The organism is Pseudomaricurvus sp. ABR4_320 (assembly GCF_056159445.1).
In genome coordinates, this window is record NZ_JBSWVF010000001.1 from 438,205 (window position 1) to 453,181 (window position 14,977).

The following is a 14,977-nucleotide window of genomic DNA, read 5'->3' on the forward strand; positions in this document are numbered from 1 at the left end:
CGTCATTCTCCTTCTCTAAGGTCATCTAACCAATCAAAATCCATAGAATCGTGGTCCATAGAATCGTGGTCCATAGAGTCGTGGTCCATAGAATCATGGTCCATAGAATCATGATCCATAGAATCATGATCCATAGAATCATGATCCATAGAGTCATGGTCCATGGAGTCGTGCGGAATCGCCTCTTCACGGGTAGACGCATCCAGGCGCTCAAAATCCGATGTTTTACTGGATTCCGAATCCATCAAAAACTGAGCCGAGGTAACCACGCTGTCCCCTGCTTTAAGGCCTTTTGTAATAGCAATACCTTGGTCATCGGCATTGCCAGTTAACACTGCAACACTTTTAAATCGATGATTATCCAATGCCAGCACCACTCTATTCTGAGAACCTGTGCGAATGACGGCAGATTCGGGAACGGTTACGACAGCCTCCTGCTTTTCCGATGCAATAGCGATTCGTGCGTACATACCAGGGCGCAACTGTTGATCGGCGTTTTCAAACCGTAATCGGATTCGCAAGGTGCGTGATGCGGAATCAATCGACGGATAAATATAGTTGACCTCACCTAGCCATTGTTTATCTGGAAAGTAATCCAAGGTCATCGTTACGGGCTGACCAATCGCGACCTGAGATGCCTGTTGTTCAAACAATTCTGCTTCCGCCCAAATGGTTGAAAGAGATCCAAGACTCATCAAAGTGGTTGCCGGTTGTACATAAAAACCCTCGCGAACATCCAATTGCGTTACCACTCCATCGACTGGAGCAAAATAGGTCACTTGCTGTTGAATTTGTTTGGATGCTTGTAAGTTTTTGATGGCCTCCTCAGAAAATTCCAGCGCTCTCAGGCGCCCTTTGGCGGCGTCAATTAAATGGTTATTCTGACGGGAAACGGCCAACAGAAATTCTTCCTGGGCATTCACCAACTCCGGCGCATACAAGGTATAAACGGGTTGCCCCTTTTCAATGGGATCTCCTTTGGCCTTGACGTAGAGCTTTTCGATCCAGCCAGCAACTCTGGGGTGCAAGTGAACCAGACGATCCTCGTCATATTCTAATAATGCAAAGGCGGCTATCTTAGGATCAAGGACGCGTGACCTTGCTTTGGCAACTCGTACACCGAGTGAATTTGCAACGGCAGGATCGACGTCAATCACACCTTTTCCGAAAGAATTACCCTGGGTTTCATCGTCTTCATAAACCGGCACTAGATCCATACCCATGGGTGATTTTCCAGGTTCATCACGGCGATAGTTCGGATCCATTGGCGCCACCCAGTAGAGCGGTTGTTTTTCGACGGAAGCCTTTGACTCCTCTGAATGCGGAAGCGCTCCCCGAAAGACCCAGGTACCAGCGCTGCCGATAATAGCGCCTACTAGAACAGCTGCAAGTGTGCTTTTATTGGTCAACATAAGGCTGCTCCTGTAAGCGAGTCGATGACACTGAAGTTGTTAATGATTGAGGGTCTTTCAAGGCGAGAGGGTCATCTACCGATTGAGCACTCTGAGAAGATACAGCGCGGTCATAACCGTACAAGAGGTAGTTGAGCTGTGTGATCGCCTGTGCGCGATCAATCGTAAGAGACACCCACTCGATACGGGTATCCAGTTCGCGAATTCTGGCAGAAACCAAATCGGTAAAATCACCCCGATCATTGGTATAAGCGATCAAACTCGCTTCCGCATCCTGCTCAGCGCCGGACAGCAGCTCCTGTTTGTACAATGCCAACTGCTTGTCCAGCCCCTGCAATGTAATGAGCTGTTGCTCAACTTGGGAGTACATTCCACGCAATGCCAGCACCCTGTCAGTAGAGAGCTTTTCCCGCTGTGCAAGTGAGGCCCGCCGCAATGGATCTTGACGTTTGCCAGTGAACAGAGGCAGGTCAAAACTCACCCCAACGGAAAACAGATCCGCTCTATCGACGCCTTGGGGGTCTTCGTCGCGGTAACCATAGCCCGCAGAAAGCGTCCACTGAGGTTTATAATTCTGCTCTGATAACGCAACCTGGGTATCACCAATCGCAATTCGTTCATCCCAAATGGCAATGGTTGGATGTTTCAACAGATAACGTTGTAACAGCGATGATCTTTGCTCTGCCGTTACCGAAAGCAGCGTCTGTATTGCTGGTGTTGGCGTGGGAATTGCGCCCGCTAACGAATCATTTAAGAAGCCTGCATTGAGATCCGGTAACCACGTTTGCAGACGTGCAAACTGATTCTCACGCTGTCGATTTAACATAAGAATACGATTATCCAATCGCGAAAGCTGCAGTTCCGCCTGGATCAAATCCTGCTGCCGAGTCGAACCTGCAGCGAGCCGATAGCTGGCACCAATCTGTGCAACCAACTCTTCAAACAGGTGGCGATCATCCCCGATGAGCTCAAGTGTTTCCTGAAACCTGAGCATCTCCAGCCAGGTTACAGAAATTTGCTGACGTAAGCTCACCCGCCGCTCGCGGGACATAGCACGCTGCACACGCGCTTCTTGAGAAAAAACCTGTGACTGTAAATGTGCACTGTCACCACGAGGAAGGCGTTGCGCGATACCCACACGCATCTGCGTCATGGCTTCCTGGTGAAGGGAACCCGTGTCTACAGGGAGATTGGCTAAATCTAAAGAAACCACAGGATCAGGAATTTGTCCTGCAGCAACACTTTGCGCGTCGAGGGATTGCTGTTGCAAGCGGCTGCCTTGCAACCAAGGGTCGCTTGTTTGTGCGGCTATGATGGCTTGCTCTAGCGTCATTTTCAGTGGCTCATTGCCGTCGGCAAATGCCATCCAGGGCAGAACGAAAAGAAGCCAACTCTTCTTGACGATCCTGTGCCGCAAATTTCGATGAAAGGACATTGCCCTCTCCTCTACGAATCAGTTCTTGGAAAAGTCGAAACAACGAGCATCACTCGCCATAAGTCGGGATAGGTCTTAAAGCACGCCGTCGAAAATCCACTTAACGGTATACTGCTAAGACGCCCTCAAATAACGACGATGTAATTCGCAGACGACGTAGTTGCTCGGAAAAGAAAAGAGACTTAGAGAATTGGAGGTCGGTAATGGGGGGAGACGCGAGTCATCGGCAAGGCTGCCGACTCGGAAACAAAAACAAAGTGAGAGGCTGCGCCAACAGCGAGATCCACATATGACCCGAGGACCGGCAACTTGGCATAGCATTGCGACATATTGCAGTGCTGTTCACTCTGGTCGTCACTGTTACAACAATCATGATGATCGCTATGATCATCATTCAATAACGATTGATCATGGCTTACCGTTACATGACTGACATCTGGATGGCTAGCATCGATAGACATGGACACGTGAGCTTGCACATTAACATCAGACATCCCATGTTCATGCGCAAGGATTTGGGACGTCTCGGTCATAGCCCCACTGCAGCCGCCAAATGATGCGAAAACCGATGCAGGGAAACACAAGACCAGCGCCAATAGCGCCACCAGTAATCGAGATTTCAAACGCAAACAGAGAATAGGACGCCATGTCTGATCAGTCAGACAGAAGGGGGCAAGCTGTAAACCTCTAAGCGCCATAACACTCGTGTAAATTGTATTTACAAATAGGAAGAAGGCATCACCAGGACGCCTCGAAAATCTTACGAGGATGATCCAAGTGAGATCCCGTTTCACTGCTAAACTAACGGAATATAACGTTTTCATTGATGGCCAATCTTTGGCGAATCAAAGCAGAGACCGGCCAGGGAGTTGCCTATGGTTTACGACGTGGCCGCTCAGACTCCCCATCAGAGGTACCTTAAAGAACAACCAAAGGCCAAGAAGTACCGGTCAATTGTCAACGGCATCTATAGTAGTGCGGATGTCTCCTTTTAACAAGCGAGAGACAGATTCCTCATGAAAGGCATGGTATTTACTGAATTTATGGACATGGTCGAATCCCGCTGGGGATTGGACATGATTGATGATTTGATCGAGGCCGTGTCTCCCCCCTCTCAGGGTGCCTACACCTCCGTAGCCACCTACGATTTTCAAGAACTGGTTGACTTGGTAAGCGAATTACATCGCAAAACCGAGATTCCCCTTGAGCAACTGCTCTACGAACTTGGGCGCTACCTGGGAAATACCTTCGCCCGCAAGTTTCCCGCTTACTTTCACGAGGCAAAAACTCACCGCCAGTTCATCATGAATGTGGATCAGCACATTCACGAAGAGGTCCTTAAACTGTTTCCTGACGCACAGCTCCCTCGCTTTACCCACGAGGAAAAACCGGATAGTACCCTGGTATTACGCTATGACTCAGAGCGCTCTCTCCAGGATGTAGCTCATGGTTTAATCGACGCCACCAGTGTTATTTTCAAAGAAGCGATAACCATAAAGCGTCACCAAGAGACCTCAGAAGGTCGGCCAATCACCGTATTTCAACTGAATTGGCCCAACACCGCTGAGTCCAATCATGACCAGTGACACAACAGAAGCAGATAAATGGCGTCGTCGCTATGAACGCGAGCGCAACGCCCGCAGTCAGGCGGAATCATTGCTCGAAAGTAAAAGCCACGAGCTGTATCACATCAACAAGCAGCTGTCCGAACTCTTCCAGAATCTCGAACAAGAAGTCAGCGACCGAACAGCCGACCTCGCTCAGGCGAGAGATGAAGCCCTAGCCAGTGCGCGCGCAAAAAGCGACTTTTTGGCAAACATGAGTCACGAGATACGAACACCGCTTAACGGTGTGATGGGTATGCTGTACTCGTTACGTCGCTGCAAAAATGACGATCAGCGTGCCGCACTGATTAACTCAGCCATTGAATCCGGAAAACTCCTGCTTTCTGTTATCAGCGATATTCTAGACTTCTCCAAAATTGAATCGGTCGGTATTGAACTGGAATCCATCGACTTCGACTTACGCCATACACTCGAAGTCGTCGCCCATAACTTTGCCGCCAGCGCTCGCCAAAAAGGCCTGGATCTGATAACGGAAATTGATCCCATGCTGCCCAATGGTTTTCGCGGGGACGGCTTTAGAATTCAGCAGGTTATCGGTAATTTTATCTCCAATGCCATTAAATTTACCGAGCGAGGCCGAATTCTTGTCTCTGCAGATTATTTAGGCGAAGGCCGTATTCAAGTTGCCGTAAGTGATACTGGTGCAGGCATTGAGCCAGAACAAGCGAAAAACATTTTCAATGCCTTCAGTCAGGCGGACACCTCCGTGACCCGATGTTACGGAGGTACCGGGCTCGGACTCTCCATCTGCGCTCGCATTGTTGATGCTCTCGGCGCGACCATCGACTTAGACTCTACCCCAGGCGAAGGTTCTCGCTTTTCATTTACCTTAACCCTACCCGTGGTCGACTACTCCAGCCTCGCATCGATCTGTCGCGATCAGCTACAGGCTTTTCAAGTCATATTGCTTTCAAAAAGCTTTCACTACCGAGACAAAATACGAAAATTACTGAGCCGGTTGAATATTGGCAATCTGGTCGTTGCCAATGAAGCCAAAGAAATCGACAGCACACAATTGAAGCAACAGCTGCATTCCGTTTTACTGCTGGATTTGTCACACATATCCTACTCCGCACGCACGAGCTGGCTCTGCTTGAATGATCAACTTCCAAACCTTCAGGTGATCTCGTTGGTCAACTTTGAAGACATGGGAGACCTGCCTGATCAAGCCCAGATTCAACTGCTGAAACCAGTGAGGGGCGGTGAACTCATCCAGGCGATACTCGACCCAGAATCTTCTTCCAGTTATGGGGATGACTCCCAACAATCGTTGGACCAATCCGCACTGCACGGGCTCGACGTGCTGATCGTCGACGACAACCTCATTAACCGACAGGTTGCAACCACACTTCTGAGAGATTTGGGCTGCGAAGTCACCACCTGCGACAGCGGCCCAGAAGCCATCGCCTATCTTCAAGTGCATTCTACAGACTTGGTTTTAATGGACGTTCAGATGCCAGGCATGGATGGCTTGCAAGCAACCCGTCATATACGCCAAATGCATTCCGACATGTCAGATGTTCCCGTTATTGCGATGACAGCCCACGCGCAACCAGAAGATCGACGCAAGAGCTTCGCAGCGGGCATGCAAGAGCATTTGACCAAGCCTCTAGACCCGGAAACACTGCGTGTTAAAATTGCCGGACTGCAAATAACGGCCCGCGCGCGCAACCTCAAAAAACAGCCTCAGACCGCTGCCACGACTGACGCTCGGAATGACCACGTCGTCACGGCGGCGCACACCAACCAATCCAATACACCAAGAACCACCCCTTTGTTTCACTATTTGCAACACCTAGTGAATCACACGGACTTTGAAATTGTCGACGCCATTGAGCGCCTGGGTGGTCGTGAAGAGCTTTTACTGAAACTTCTGACCAAATTCGTAGAGGAATTTTCTAAAGCACCATGCTTGCTCATCCAACATTTACAGGATGAAAATTATCAAAATGCAAAAGCACTGGTTCACCAAATTAAAGGCAGCGCCAGCAATTTAGGTGCGAAAAGCCTATCAGATGCCGCCGCAGCGATTGAGCATCGACTAAAACAGGGAGAGCACATCATTCCCGACGAACTTTTACGCCGACTCGCCAATCATATGAAAACACTTATTGAACAAATACCAGAGCTCCCTTCTTCGATCGACAATACACTAGGACAAAAGGTGGCTACAGGCGAAGCGCCTGTAGCCGAAGAAGAGGTCCTCGTCATGCTGAAGGAAATCGGCAATTTGCTGGAACAGGATATCGTTGCTGCAGAACACCTCTTCGCGAAACTCGATGGAGCATCCTTAAAATATCTGCAAGAACCCATTGCACAGCTTGGAACCGCAATGCGTGACTATGAGATAGACACCGCAAAAATGATTATTACTGACATATTGACCAACCACTAATGTGGTGCAATGAGCGGTACTCGTTGACCTTCCGCCAACTTGCGAAACAGGTTTTCCATCTCCTGCTCGACGCCGGAATCATCGGAAAACCACTCGCCACCTCGATCCGAAAACTGCTGTAAGAGAGTGTGCAGCTGCTTTTCTTGGGATTCAGTCAACCCCATTTCCGTAGATTGACGATTGATTTCCTCTACCAAGGATTCCAAGTCCTGCAAGCCACTATTACGAACGTCCTCCCGATGTTGACGCAGTTTGGACATCATTTTGCAGCAATTTGAAAACATGCGTTGTGAGTGCTTCACCATCTCGATTGCAGCAACTCTCACCCCCGCACCTTCGGCGATAAGTTCGACACAGTCTCGTAATCGCGCAGCATCGGGAGAAGCCTCCATCGGCATGTTTTTTACCAACAGAGACAACTGCTCCAAATGAATCATTAAGCGTGAACCGCTCTGCGTTAATCGCTCTCCGCCGCGTAGAGCAATCAATAACTCTCTCTCCAACGGAGGAACTTCTCCGGAAGTCGAAAGACAAACCGATTCACTGCCATAATTGAGCAAAATGCTCACACTTAAGCCTAAAGCACCAACCGCCTGAACAACTTCTTCAGCCAAAAGACAACAGTCTTCTGTCGCCAATGTGTCTCGCAAAAATGCGACAACTATCGCCTGTTCTTCCCATTCTCGATGAGCAGAACTTACTGCAACCTTTGCCATCTGCGCTTCTTCGACCACATGCCGAAAGCCGCGAAACCTCTGTGCGGCAAGAGACACTTTTTTACGAATTTCTTCTGGTTGAATAGGCTTAGTAATGTAATCACTACCGCCGCTCTCATAGCCGGCTAGCTTTTCTTCCAGAGTATGATTTGCACTGACAAAAAGTATTTCTATTTTTTGACATTGAGGCATGGCCCGAATACGCTCACAACACGTGTAGCCACTCATATCCGGCATGTTAACATCGAGTAAAACAACCTCGGGGGGATGGTTCCCGGATGCGATCTCAATGGCTTTGGCACCGTTTTTGGCAATCATCAATGTAAAGTCATCGCGCAGATTTTCGACCAACACCTGGAGATCCAGTGCAGAGTCATCAACGAGAAGCAGTTTGGGCTTTTCACTGTCCATAGATTAGCGTCGCAGATTCGTAATTAATGCGGCAAGAAACAGCTAAATTCTTTGAATAAGCATAGTTAGAGCATTACGCATTCGCCAATTCACGATAGCAATCCCACAGGGTAAAACGAAGTATGATCTCTGATGGATATGTCTCATGAAGCGCCCCTTGTCTAGCTTGCCATTCCGGTCTTACTTTCCGAGGCTTTAAGCTGTTTTCTCTGTTCAGTATTGACGGTGATGTAGCTTTCTAGAGCCGCGGCGGTTACTGGCGGCATAAAATAATACCCCTGCATCATGTAGCACCCGAGCTCGAGAAGCTGCCCCATTTGCTGTTCGGATTCAATACCTTCTGCGATAACTGAAAAGCCAAGCTTTTGTACTAGCGACACAATTCCTCGAATCAACTCTGCATCGCGACGATTTCCTACGAGATCAGTGATAAAGGAACGATCTAGCTTAACTTCGTCTAATGGTAACTGGCGAAGATAACTCAAACTCGAATATCCCGTGCCAAAATCATCCAGACTCAGTTTAATACCTAGGGATCTTATTCGATTAAGAATGTTAATCGTATCCTGAGGTTTATGTATGAAAGAGGCTTCTGTTATTTCCAATTGCAATAAATGAGGGGGAGTTTCTGTGTTTTGTAAAATGCTGGACAACTTTCGGGTAAATTGATTGTCTGCAAATTGAGTGGCTGAAATATTTACTGCAATCGGTATGGCCTCAATGTCGGCCGCGTTTCTCCAAACCGCCAATTGCCGGCAAGCCTCGTTTATCACATAGTAATCAATGTCACGCACAAACCCGGTTTGCTCAGCCATACTGATAAAGGAATCGGGAGACAAAAAACCGTGGCGGGGATGATTCCATCGAATAAGTGCTTCACATCCAATAATTTTACCGTTGCGTCCATCCACTTTGGGTTGGAAATACAGCTGTAATTCTCGGTTCTCAAGAGCCGCAGGAAGATCACTTTGCACCAAAAATCGAAATGCCGGCTGATCCTCCATTGAACTTTCAAATAGCTGAAATTGATTTCTACCCTGATCTTTAGACTGATACATGGCAATGTCTGCGTTGCGCTTAAGCAGATTTAAATCCGTGCCATGATCCGGATAGACACTGGCTCCAAGACTCGCGGTCACCTTTACTTTCTGCTTACCCAGGGTAACTTCTTGTTTAATGGTGTTGAGGATCAAATCTGAGACGGCGGAAAAGTTATGAGGATGCTTGACGTTTTCAATAAGTATAACGAACTCATCACCACCGAGGCGCACGACGGTATCTTCCCGACGTAAATGATTCACCAGACGATTGGCGACCACCCGCAATAATTCATCACCGGCATCATGCCCTAAGGTATCGTTAATCGTCTTGAAATTATCCAGGTCTAGAAGTATCAAAGCGAATTTCAAATCATACCGCTGGGCGTGCGCGACAGCATGGTCGAAATAATCGAGCAGATAAGCGCGATTGCGCAATCCGGTTAGTGAATCATGCAGCGCCCGGTGCCGAAATTGTTCAGCGAGAGATTGCAGCTCTTCTGTGCGCTGAGAGATCTTTTTCTCCAACGCCTTTTCTCGCTCCTCAATTCGATTCAACATAATATTAAACTGACTACCGAGATGTGATAGCTCATCCCTTCCGGCAACATTAATCCTCAAACTGTAGTCTTTGGTGTGCGCAACGGCACGTACCGTGGTCAACAGCTCGCGAAAGGGTGCAGAAATTATGGAGTTCATCCATTGAATCAAGACAAAGGAGATCCCTACTGAGAACACGTAGATGAGCACAGAATAACCCACCATACGACTGAGCAATTGTTTGAGCTCTCCACGAGAGACGTGTATTTCGATCCGCCCTAATGCTTCACCTTCATAACTCAATAGACGATTTATTTCGAGATCCGTCGAATCGCGGGAAGATGCTTGAGTGCTGGCATAAGACGCAAACAAATCACCGGCACTGTTAAAGACATCAGCGCGTAACACTGCCCTATCCGTTTGTAGAGTTTCGAGGATAGCCAACGCCTGACGTTTATCATGAAAAAATATCGATGGGGCCAAGGTGCTGCTCAACACAGTGAGCTGTGTGTTTATTCGATCATCAAAGTGGGAATGCAATGTTCTTTGCTGGCTAAACGTGAAAAACAGAAGCACGCACGCCAAGACAGCGGCATTAACGGCAACCATGACACCAACAAAACGACGACTGATGCTTTCTTTAAAGTATTTCAACCCGTTTTGCCTTATACCTGTGCCGCCTGCAGCTAAGAGCATTACTATTTTTCTATTCTAAAAAAGTATAGACACAGCCGATCCAGGCCAACCGAGCAATTTAGCCAAACAAAGGAAACATGCGCCAGAATTACTCAAAAACGATAAAAGCTACCGGTAGCACGACAACCTTTACGATTTAAGTTGGCAAAGAAAGTAGACAGATGGGGGAAGGTGGCGAGAACTTTCCGAAAAAAGCGGAAAGCTCATCGCCGATGACTGGACTGCTGGTCAGTGTAAAGTCACTGACTCGATATTACATACTGATGGTTTGACCGATCGGCTCACGCTCTTGCAGAGAGTCTTCAGAATCTCCCTGCAACGGCATGCTCACAGGCTTAACATCCAGCGTGACCGGTACTGTGGCTGACATGGTGGTGCCGTCAACGACCGGAACGACGGTGGGCGCTTCCGCTGATTGCTCACTTGAATAGAGAAATACACCCAATCCCATCAGGATTCCAACAGAACCCAGACTGAAGTCTCTTAGTAGTAAGAGATTTCGTTTCATTAATCATCTCCTTGGTAAAGTCCCAATTCCCTGTTTTATCATCAATGGGTAGCGCAACCCGGGAAAATCTCACGACATACCATCGCCGTATCCAATAGGACGGACAACCTCTTCGCCCAGAGGATTAAAAACAACGACAGGATGTAGCAGCACTATTTGACAATAAAACATGTTGATCTCGACCCTCGAAACTGCGATTGCTTGACCAGACAGATGAGAATGTTTTGACTGAGATCATTGAGACTGCGGCAAAGACTATACCATCGGCCGGATTGGAAAAGTTAAAAATTACCGTTTTTCACACTTTTCTTGCCAAAAGGACGATTTTGCGCATACAGGGCTAAATTTCGTAAAGATTGACGGGCATTGACGTATAAAACAACATATATTTTTGCTGCCACCGTCCCCCCAATCATTTCGGGATCGACACGCAAATCTACAAAATTGCATTCGACTCTTGTAAATCAAACAATCGTCTTAGCTTTTTTCTGACGGGCACCTTTTAAAAGCCTAGAGCCTGTTCCTGTCCTCCGCCTATCTTCACCCCAAGTAAACTGTGAGTGTTGGCATGTCGTATCTAGAGTGGCGATCTATGTCGATGACCTTTCCTCTCAGGAGAATCCTGTGTTCTACAGCCAGCACCGTGGCCGCGAGGCCAACACCCCGACAGATATACCGCTGATTGGCTGGTGGGATATTGTTCGCCGACTTTTTGTACAAATCGACAAAGATAACCTGTCCCTCATATCTGCTGGCGTTGCCTTTTATTTTCTGCTGGCCATTTTTCCTGCGATTGCGGCTCTCCTTTCGTGTTACGGTCTCTTTAACTCCGTGGAAGAAGCCAGCGCCCAAGTTCAGTCAATGATCAATTTCTTGCCCCAAGAGACCCATGCGCTCTTGCTGCAACAGGTCACAACACTGGCCGCCAAGTCCGAGACGACCCTGAGTGTCAGTGCTATTTCGAGTACATTGCTGGCCATATGGAGTTCCAGCCGCGGCGCAGATGCCATCATCACGGCCTGTAATATCACCTACCGGCAGGAGCAAGAGCGATCGTTTTTTATGAAGCTGTTGATGCGAATGGCTTTTACGGCGGCAGCGATAGGCTTCGTGTTTGTGGCTTTGTCCGTCATAGCCATCCTCCCCATCGTCTTGAACTTACTGGGTGTCGCGAAATACTTGGACTGGCTACTGACCAGTGCATCTTGGCCCCTATTGGCCGTCTTCTTTAACCTTGCCATGATGGCAATCTATCGGTTCGGCCCTCACCGTCGTGCGGCGAAGTGGCGCTGGACAACGCCTGGGGCCCTGATCGCTACAACCATTTGGATTGTCGCCTCTGCTGGATTTTCGTTTTATGTATCGAACTACGGAAGTTACAACGAAACCTACGGGTCTCTTGGCGGCGTTGTCATTCTACTGATGTGGCTTTACCTCACCGCTTTCATTATTTTACTCGGCGCCGAATTTAACGCAGCAACTGAATTACAAACCCGGCGGGACAGCACAGTCGGCCCTCCAAGAGATATTGGACAACGCGGTGCCTATGTGGCTGATACCGTTGCAAGCACACCAAACACACCGAAAACCCACCTTCATTAAACAAGATCCAGGCGCTGTTAGAAAAAACTCTATGCGATTCTCTTCACCGTTACCTCGTCACGCCATGCGAGTTCAGCCATGGCTGCTGGCGACATTTATCACAGCAGCGACGCTTGCCTTTTTATCTCTGTTGAAAATTGCTAGTCATGACGCCATTTGGGATTTTGACAGGGCCCTGCTTTTATCCTTCAGAAATCCTCAAGACCTCGCCGACCCAATCGGTGGACTGGGAATTGAAGAAGCGATGAGAGATATAACAGGTCTCGGTGGTACGATGCTAAGCACCTTGTTCAGCATACTGGCGGGTGTTTATTTCTTTCTCAATGAACAGCATCGCCGCGGACTTTTTCTATTGATGGCAATTGCCTGTGGTGCGACACTGAATTATGGTCTGAAACATCTTATCGACCGCCCTCGCCCGGACCTGGTCCCTCACATTATGGAGGTCACCTCACCGAGCTTTCCAAGTGGACACACCACCGCAGCAGCCGTCGTTTACCTTACCATTGCCGGATTGATCGCCAATAGCCTTTCAAACCGACGTTTACGCGGGTATGTGTTTTTCTGTGCAGCCACAATCGTCGTATCAGTCGGTATCAGCCGAGTTTACCTCGGAGTCCATTGGCCCAGTGATGTGTTAGCCGCCTGGCTGCTCGGTGGCAGCTGGGCTTTACTGAGTGTTTATGTGCAGAATCGGCTGATGAAACATTAAGTACTCTCATCAAGTGATTCGCCATCGATAGTTTCTGTTGTAGGTGCCTCTCTCCCGCTACGATACAGACGGCTCTGCAAATAGCGAGAGTGAAGGTGCCTGACCGCAACCATTAGCATGGCTGCAAAAGGCAGTGCCAGAAGCACACCGGTAAAGCCGAATAGCTGCCCCCCGGCCAAGACGGCAAAAATAACGGCAACCGGATGCAAACCGATTCGATCACCGACGAGCATCGGCGTTAGAACCGTACCCTCTAAAATCTGTCCGACGACGAAAACCATCCCCACCATGAGCAATGGCAGAAGTTCCTGAAACTGGAAATAAGCAGCGATACCTGCCGCGGCGATACCGACAATGGACCCCAGATAAGGCACAACACTGGCAAGCCCCGCCAGCGAACCCAGTAACAGCGCCAAATCGAGCCCGACCAAGGCGAGCCCAGAGCTGTAAATAATGGCAAGCGCGACCATAACGAGCAATTGTCCGCGCACAAAAGCGCCGAGAATTTCATCGCATTCACGGGCAATTTGCACCACCTTCCCTTCCCAGCGTCCAGGCAAGAGCTGACGGATTTTAGCAACCATGACATCCCAATCGCGCAGCAGATAAAACGTCACTACCGGTATCAAAAACACATTCATTGTCCAGCCGATGAGCGCCAGACTGGAACCCGCAATTCTTCCCCAAAGAGCTGTTAGGAATTCACCAGCACCAACCCAGTTGTCTTTTAACACCGATGCGAAATTCGTCACCGGCAGACTGTCACTTGGCAGATCCAATTTTTCTTGTAACCAAGGAAGTACGGTCGACTGAAGAGTATTTAACCACAGAGGAATCTTGCCCATAAGAAGATCCAGCTGCCGACCAAGTAACGGAACTGTCACCAGAATCAATATGGCGCCGGCAATCGTCAGGAGAATGAAAACGATGACCACCGACAGCGTCCTGCTTAAACCGAGTTTTTCAAAACGATCGGCCGCAGGATCCCCAAAATACGCCAGACCTGTGGCAATCAGAAAAGGAGACAGAATCGGTGCCAGCAAATGAATAAACACCAACAGAAAAACCACCAGCCCGGCGGACAACACCATATAATGCCAGCTCGGCGTCGAGTCCATATCGTTAACCTCTATTTGGGAGAAGCTACGTTGCCACAGGAGGAGGGATCTGTCGATAGATCACGCGACGCGGCGCAGCTGAAAGTCTAGTAAGATCGGAAGGTGATCAGACAGTAACCGGGTGTCGGCATTTTTCAAAACGCGGATATTATTGACATCGACATCGTGACCAGTCCAGATTCGATCGAGCCGAAACAGCGGCCAGCGTGAGGGAAAGGTCGCCGAGGTTGAATGGGCAGATAGCGTTTCATCCATATGCTGAAACGCCGTCGTAAACAACTGCCATTCGTTGAAATCCCCTCCCACAATGAGCGGTAACAGAGGATTTTCATCCAAGGCGTGAACATACTCATAAAGCATTGCGAATTGCTGTCGTCTCTCACGACGCTTTAACCCTTTGTGGGTATTCACAACCCTCAGCGGACCTGAATCTGTTTTCAGCACAACCTCTTGAATGTTTCTGGGCTGATACCCCTCCTGACTGACATCGATTGTTTTACTGGATTCAACAGGAAAACGAGACAACACTGCATTACCGTACCAGCCAGAGGATTCATTAAGTGCCGGCGACGGTACCAAGGAAGTAAAGTGATCGCCGCATATCGCCGCTATGTCGCCATCCACAGTGCGCTCTTCTGGACGTGTGTCCATTTCCTGCAACAACACTATGTCAGCATCCTGCTCCTGCAAAAACTGAGATATTCTCTGATAATCCTGTTGACCGTCTGTGCCTACGCCACTATGGATATTGTAGGTTACTAATTTCAACG

At 48.7% G+C, this 14,977-nt stretch carries 12 protein-coding genes; 4 read left to right on the forward strand and 8 right to left on the reverse strand.

All coding sequences use genetic code 11. The annotated features are described in order from the left end of the window. Positions 1-2 precede the first annotated feature (2 nt). The 3 genes from ACXAFR_RS01890 to ACXAFR_RS01900 form a co-directional block, all read right to left on the reverse strand. A complete protein-coding gene (locus ACXAFR_RS01890) occupies positions 3-1,412 on the reverse strand; it encodes an efflux RND transporter periplasmic adaptor subunit (protein ID WP_475171378.1) in 1,410 nt (469 codons plus the stop codon). Further along, the gene (locus ACXAFR_RS01895; RefSeq protein WP_475171380.1) at positions 1,399-2,847 is read right to left on the reverse strand and encodes a TolC family protein; all 1,449 of its coding nucleotides are present in this window, start codon (positions 2,845-2,847) and stop codon (positions 1,399-1,401) included. The genes ACXAFR_RS01890 and ACXAFR_RS01895 overlap by 14 nt, the downstream gene beginning before the upstream one ends. Before the next feature lie 182 nt (positions 2,848-3,029). Further along, positions 3,030-3,341 (reverse strand): hypothetical protein, encoded by a 312-nt coding sequence (locus tag ACXAFR_RS01900; protein ID WP_475171382.1) that lies wholly within the window; start codon positions 3,339-3,341, stop codon positions 3,030-3,032. A 522-nt stretch (positions 3,342-3,863) separates the two neighbouring features. Here ACXAFR_RS01900 and ACXAFR_RS01905 point away from each other — a divergent pair. Both ACXAFR_RS01905 and ACXAFR_RS01910 read left to right on the forward strand, forming a co-directional pair. Next, positions 3,864-4,433 carry a heme NO-binding domain-containing protein gene (locus ACXAFR_RS01905; protein ID WP_475171384.1) on the forward strand — a complete coding sequence of 190 codons (570 nt, stop codon included), beginning with the start codon at positions 3,864-3,866 and terminating at the stop codon, positions 4,431-4,433. Further along, a complete protein-coding gene (locus ACXAFR_RS01910) occupies positions 4,423-6,867 on the forward strand; it encodes a hybrid sensor histidine kinase/response regulator (RefSeq protein WP_475171386.1) in 2,445 nt (814 codons plus the stop codon). Before ACXAFR_RS01905 ends, ACXAFR_RS01910 begins: the two co-directional genes overlap by 11 nt. On the opposite strand, the gene ACXAFR_RS01915 is transcribed toward ACXAFR_RS01910, so the two are convergent. The 3 genes from ACXAFR_RS01915 to ACXAFR_RS01925 all read right to left on the reverse strand — a co-directional run bounded on the left by ACXAFR_RS01915 (position 6,864) and on the right by ACXAFR_RS01925 (position 10,775). Further along, positions 6,864-7,994, reverse strand: coding sequence for a response regulator (locus ACXAFR_RS01915; RefSeq protein WP_475171388.1), 1,131 nt, complete (start codon positions 7,992-7,994; stop codon positions 6,864-6,866). The genes ACXAFR_RS01910 and ACXAFR_RS01915 overlap by 4 nt on opposite strands. Before the next feature lie 161 nt (positions 7,995-8,155). Then, entirely contained in the window at positions 8,156-10,225 is a 2,070-nt protein-coding gene (locus ACXAFR_RS01920; RefSeq protein ID WP_475171389.1) for a putative bifunctional diguanylate cyclase/phosphodiesterase, read from the reverse strand. A gap of 295 nt (positions 10,226-10,520) precedes the next feature. Further along, complete coding sequence (locus tag ACXAFR_RS01925; RefSeq protein ID WP_475171393.1) at positions 10,521-10,775, reverse strand: hypothetical protein; 255 nt, start codon at positions 10,773-10,775, stop codon at positions 10,521-10,523. Positions 10,776-11,399: 624 nt separating this feature from the next. Here ACXAFR_RS01925 and ACXAFR_RS01930 point away from each other — a divergent pair. Both ACXAFR_RS01930 and ACXAFR_RS01935 read left to right on the forward strand, forming a co-directional pair. Then, positions 11,400-12,377 (forward strand): YihY/virulence factor BrkB family protein, encoded by a 978-nt coding sequence (locus ACXAFR_RS01930; protein WP_475171396.1) that lies wholly within the window; start codon positions 11,400-11,402, stop codon positions 12,375-12,377. 31 nt (positions 12,378-12,408) lie between these two features. Continuing rightward, on the forward strand, positions 12,409-13,089 hold the full coding sequence (locus ACXAFR_RS01935) for a phosphatase PAP2 family protein (RefSeq protein ID WP_475171397.1): 681 nt from the start codon (positions 12,409-12,411) through the stop codon (positions 13,087-13,089). On the opposite strand, the gene ACXAFR_RS01940 is transcribed toward ACXAFR_RS01935, so the two are convergent. Both ACXAFR_RS01940 and ACXAFR_RS01945 read right to left on the reverse strand, forming a co-directional pair. Further along, entirely contained in the window at positions 13,086-14,207 is a 1,122-nt protein-coding gene (locus ACXAFR_RS01940; protein ID WP_475171398.1) for an AI-2E family transporter, read from the reverse strand. The genes ACXAFR_RS01935 and ACXAFR_RS01940 overlap by 4 nt on opposite strands. A 60-nt stretch (positions 14,208-14,267) precedes the next feature. After that, positions 14,268-14,975, reverse strand: a complete 708-nt coding sequence (locus tag ACXAFR_RS01945) for an endonuclease/exonuclease/phosphatase family protein (protein WP_475171399.1) — start codon at positions 14,973-14,975, stop codon at positions 14,268-14,270. Positions 14,976-14,977 lie beyond the last annotated feature (2 nt).

Bases quoted from the DNA above. Each gene is read 5' to 3' on its own strand.
- ACXAFR_RS01925 (WP_475171393.1), bottom strand. From the start codon at position 10,775: ATGAAACGAAATCTCTTACTACTAAGAGACTTCAGTCTGGGTTCTGTT.
- ACXAFR_RS01905 (WP_475171384.1), top strand. From the start codon at position 3,864: ATGAAAGGCATGGTATTTACTGAATTTATGGACATGGTCGAATCCCGC.
- ACXAFR_RS01915 (WP_475171388.1), bottom strand. From the start codon at position 7,994: ATGGACAGTGAAAAGCCCAAACTGCTTCTCGTTGATGACTCTGCACTG.
- ACXAFR_RS01900 (WP_475171382.1), bottom strand. From the start codon at position 3,341: ATGTCTGATGTTAATGTGCAAGCTCACGTGTCCATGTCTATCGATGCT.
- ACXAFR_RS01895 (WP_475171380.1), bottom strand. From the start codon at position 2,847: ATGTCCTTTCATCGAAATTTGCGGCACAGGATCGTCAAGAAGAGTTGG.
- ACXAFR_RS01890 (WP_475171378.1), bottom strand. From the start codon at position 1,412: ATGTTGACCAATAAAAGCACACTTGCAGCTGTTCTAGTAGGCGCTATT.
- ACXAFR_RS01940 (WP_475171398.1), bottom strand. From the start codon at position 14,207: ATGGACTCGACGCCGAGCTGGCATTATATGGTGTTGTCCGCCGGGCTG.
- ACXAFR_RS01935 (WP_475171397.1), top strand. From the start codon at position 12,409: ATGCGATTCTCTTCACCGTTACCTCGTCACGCCATGCGAGTTCAGCCA.
- ACXAFR_RS01910 (WP_475171386.1), top strand. From the start codon at position 4,423: ATGACCAGTGACACAACAGAAGCAGATAAATGGCGTCGTCGCTATGAA.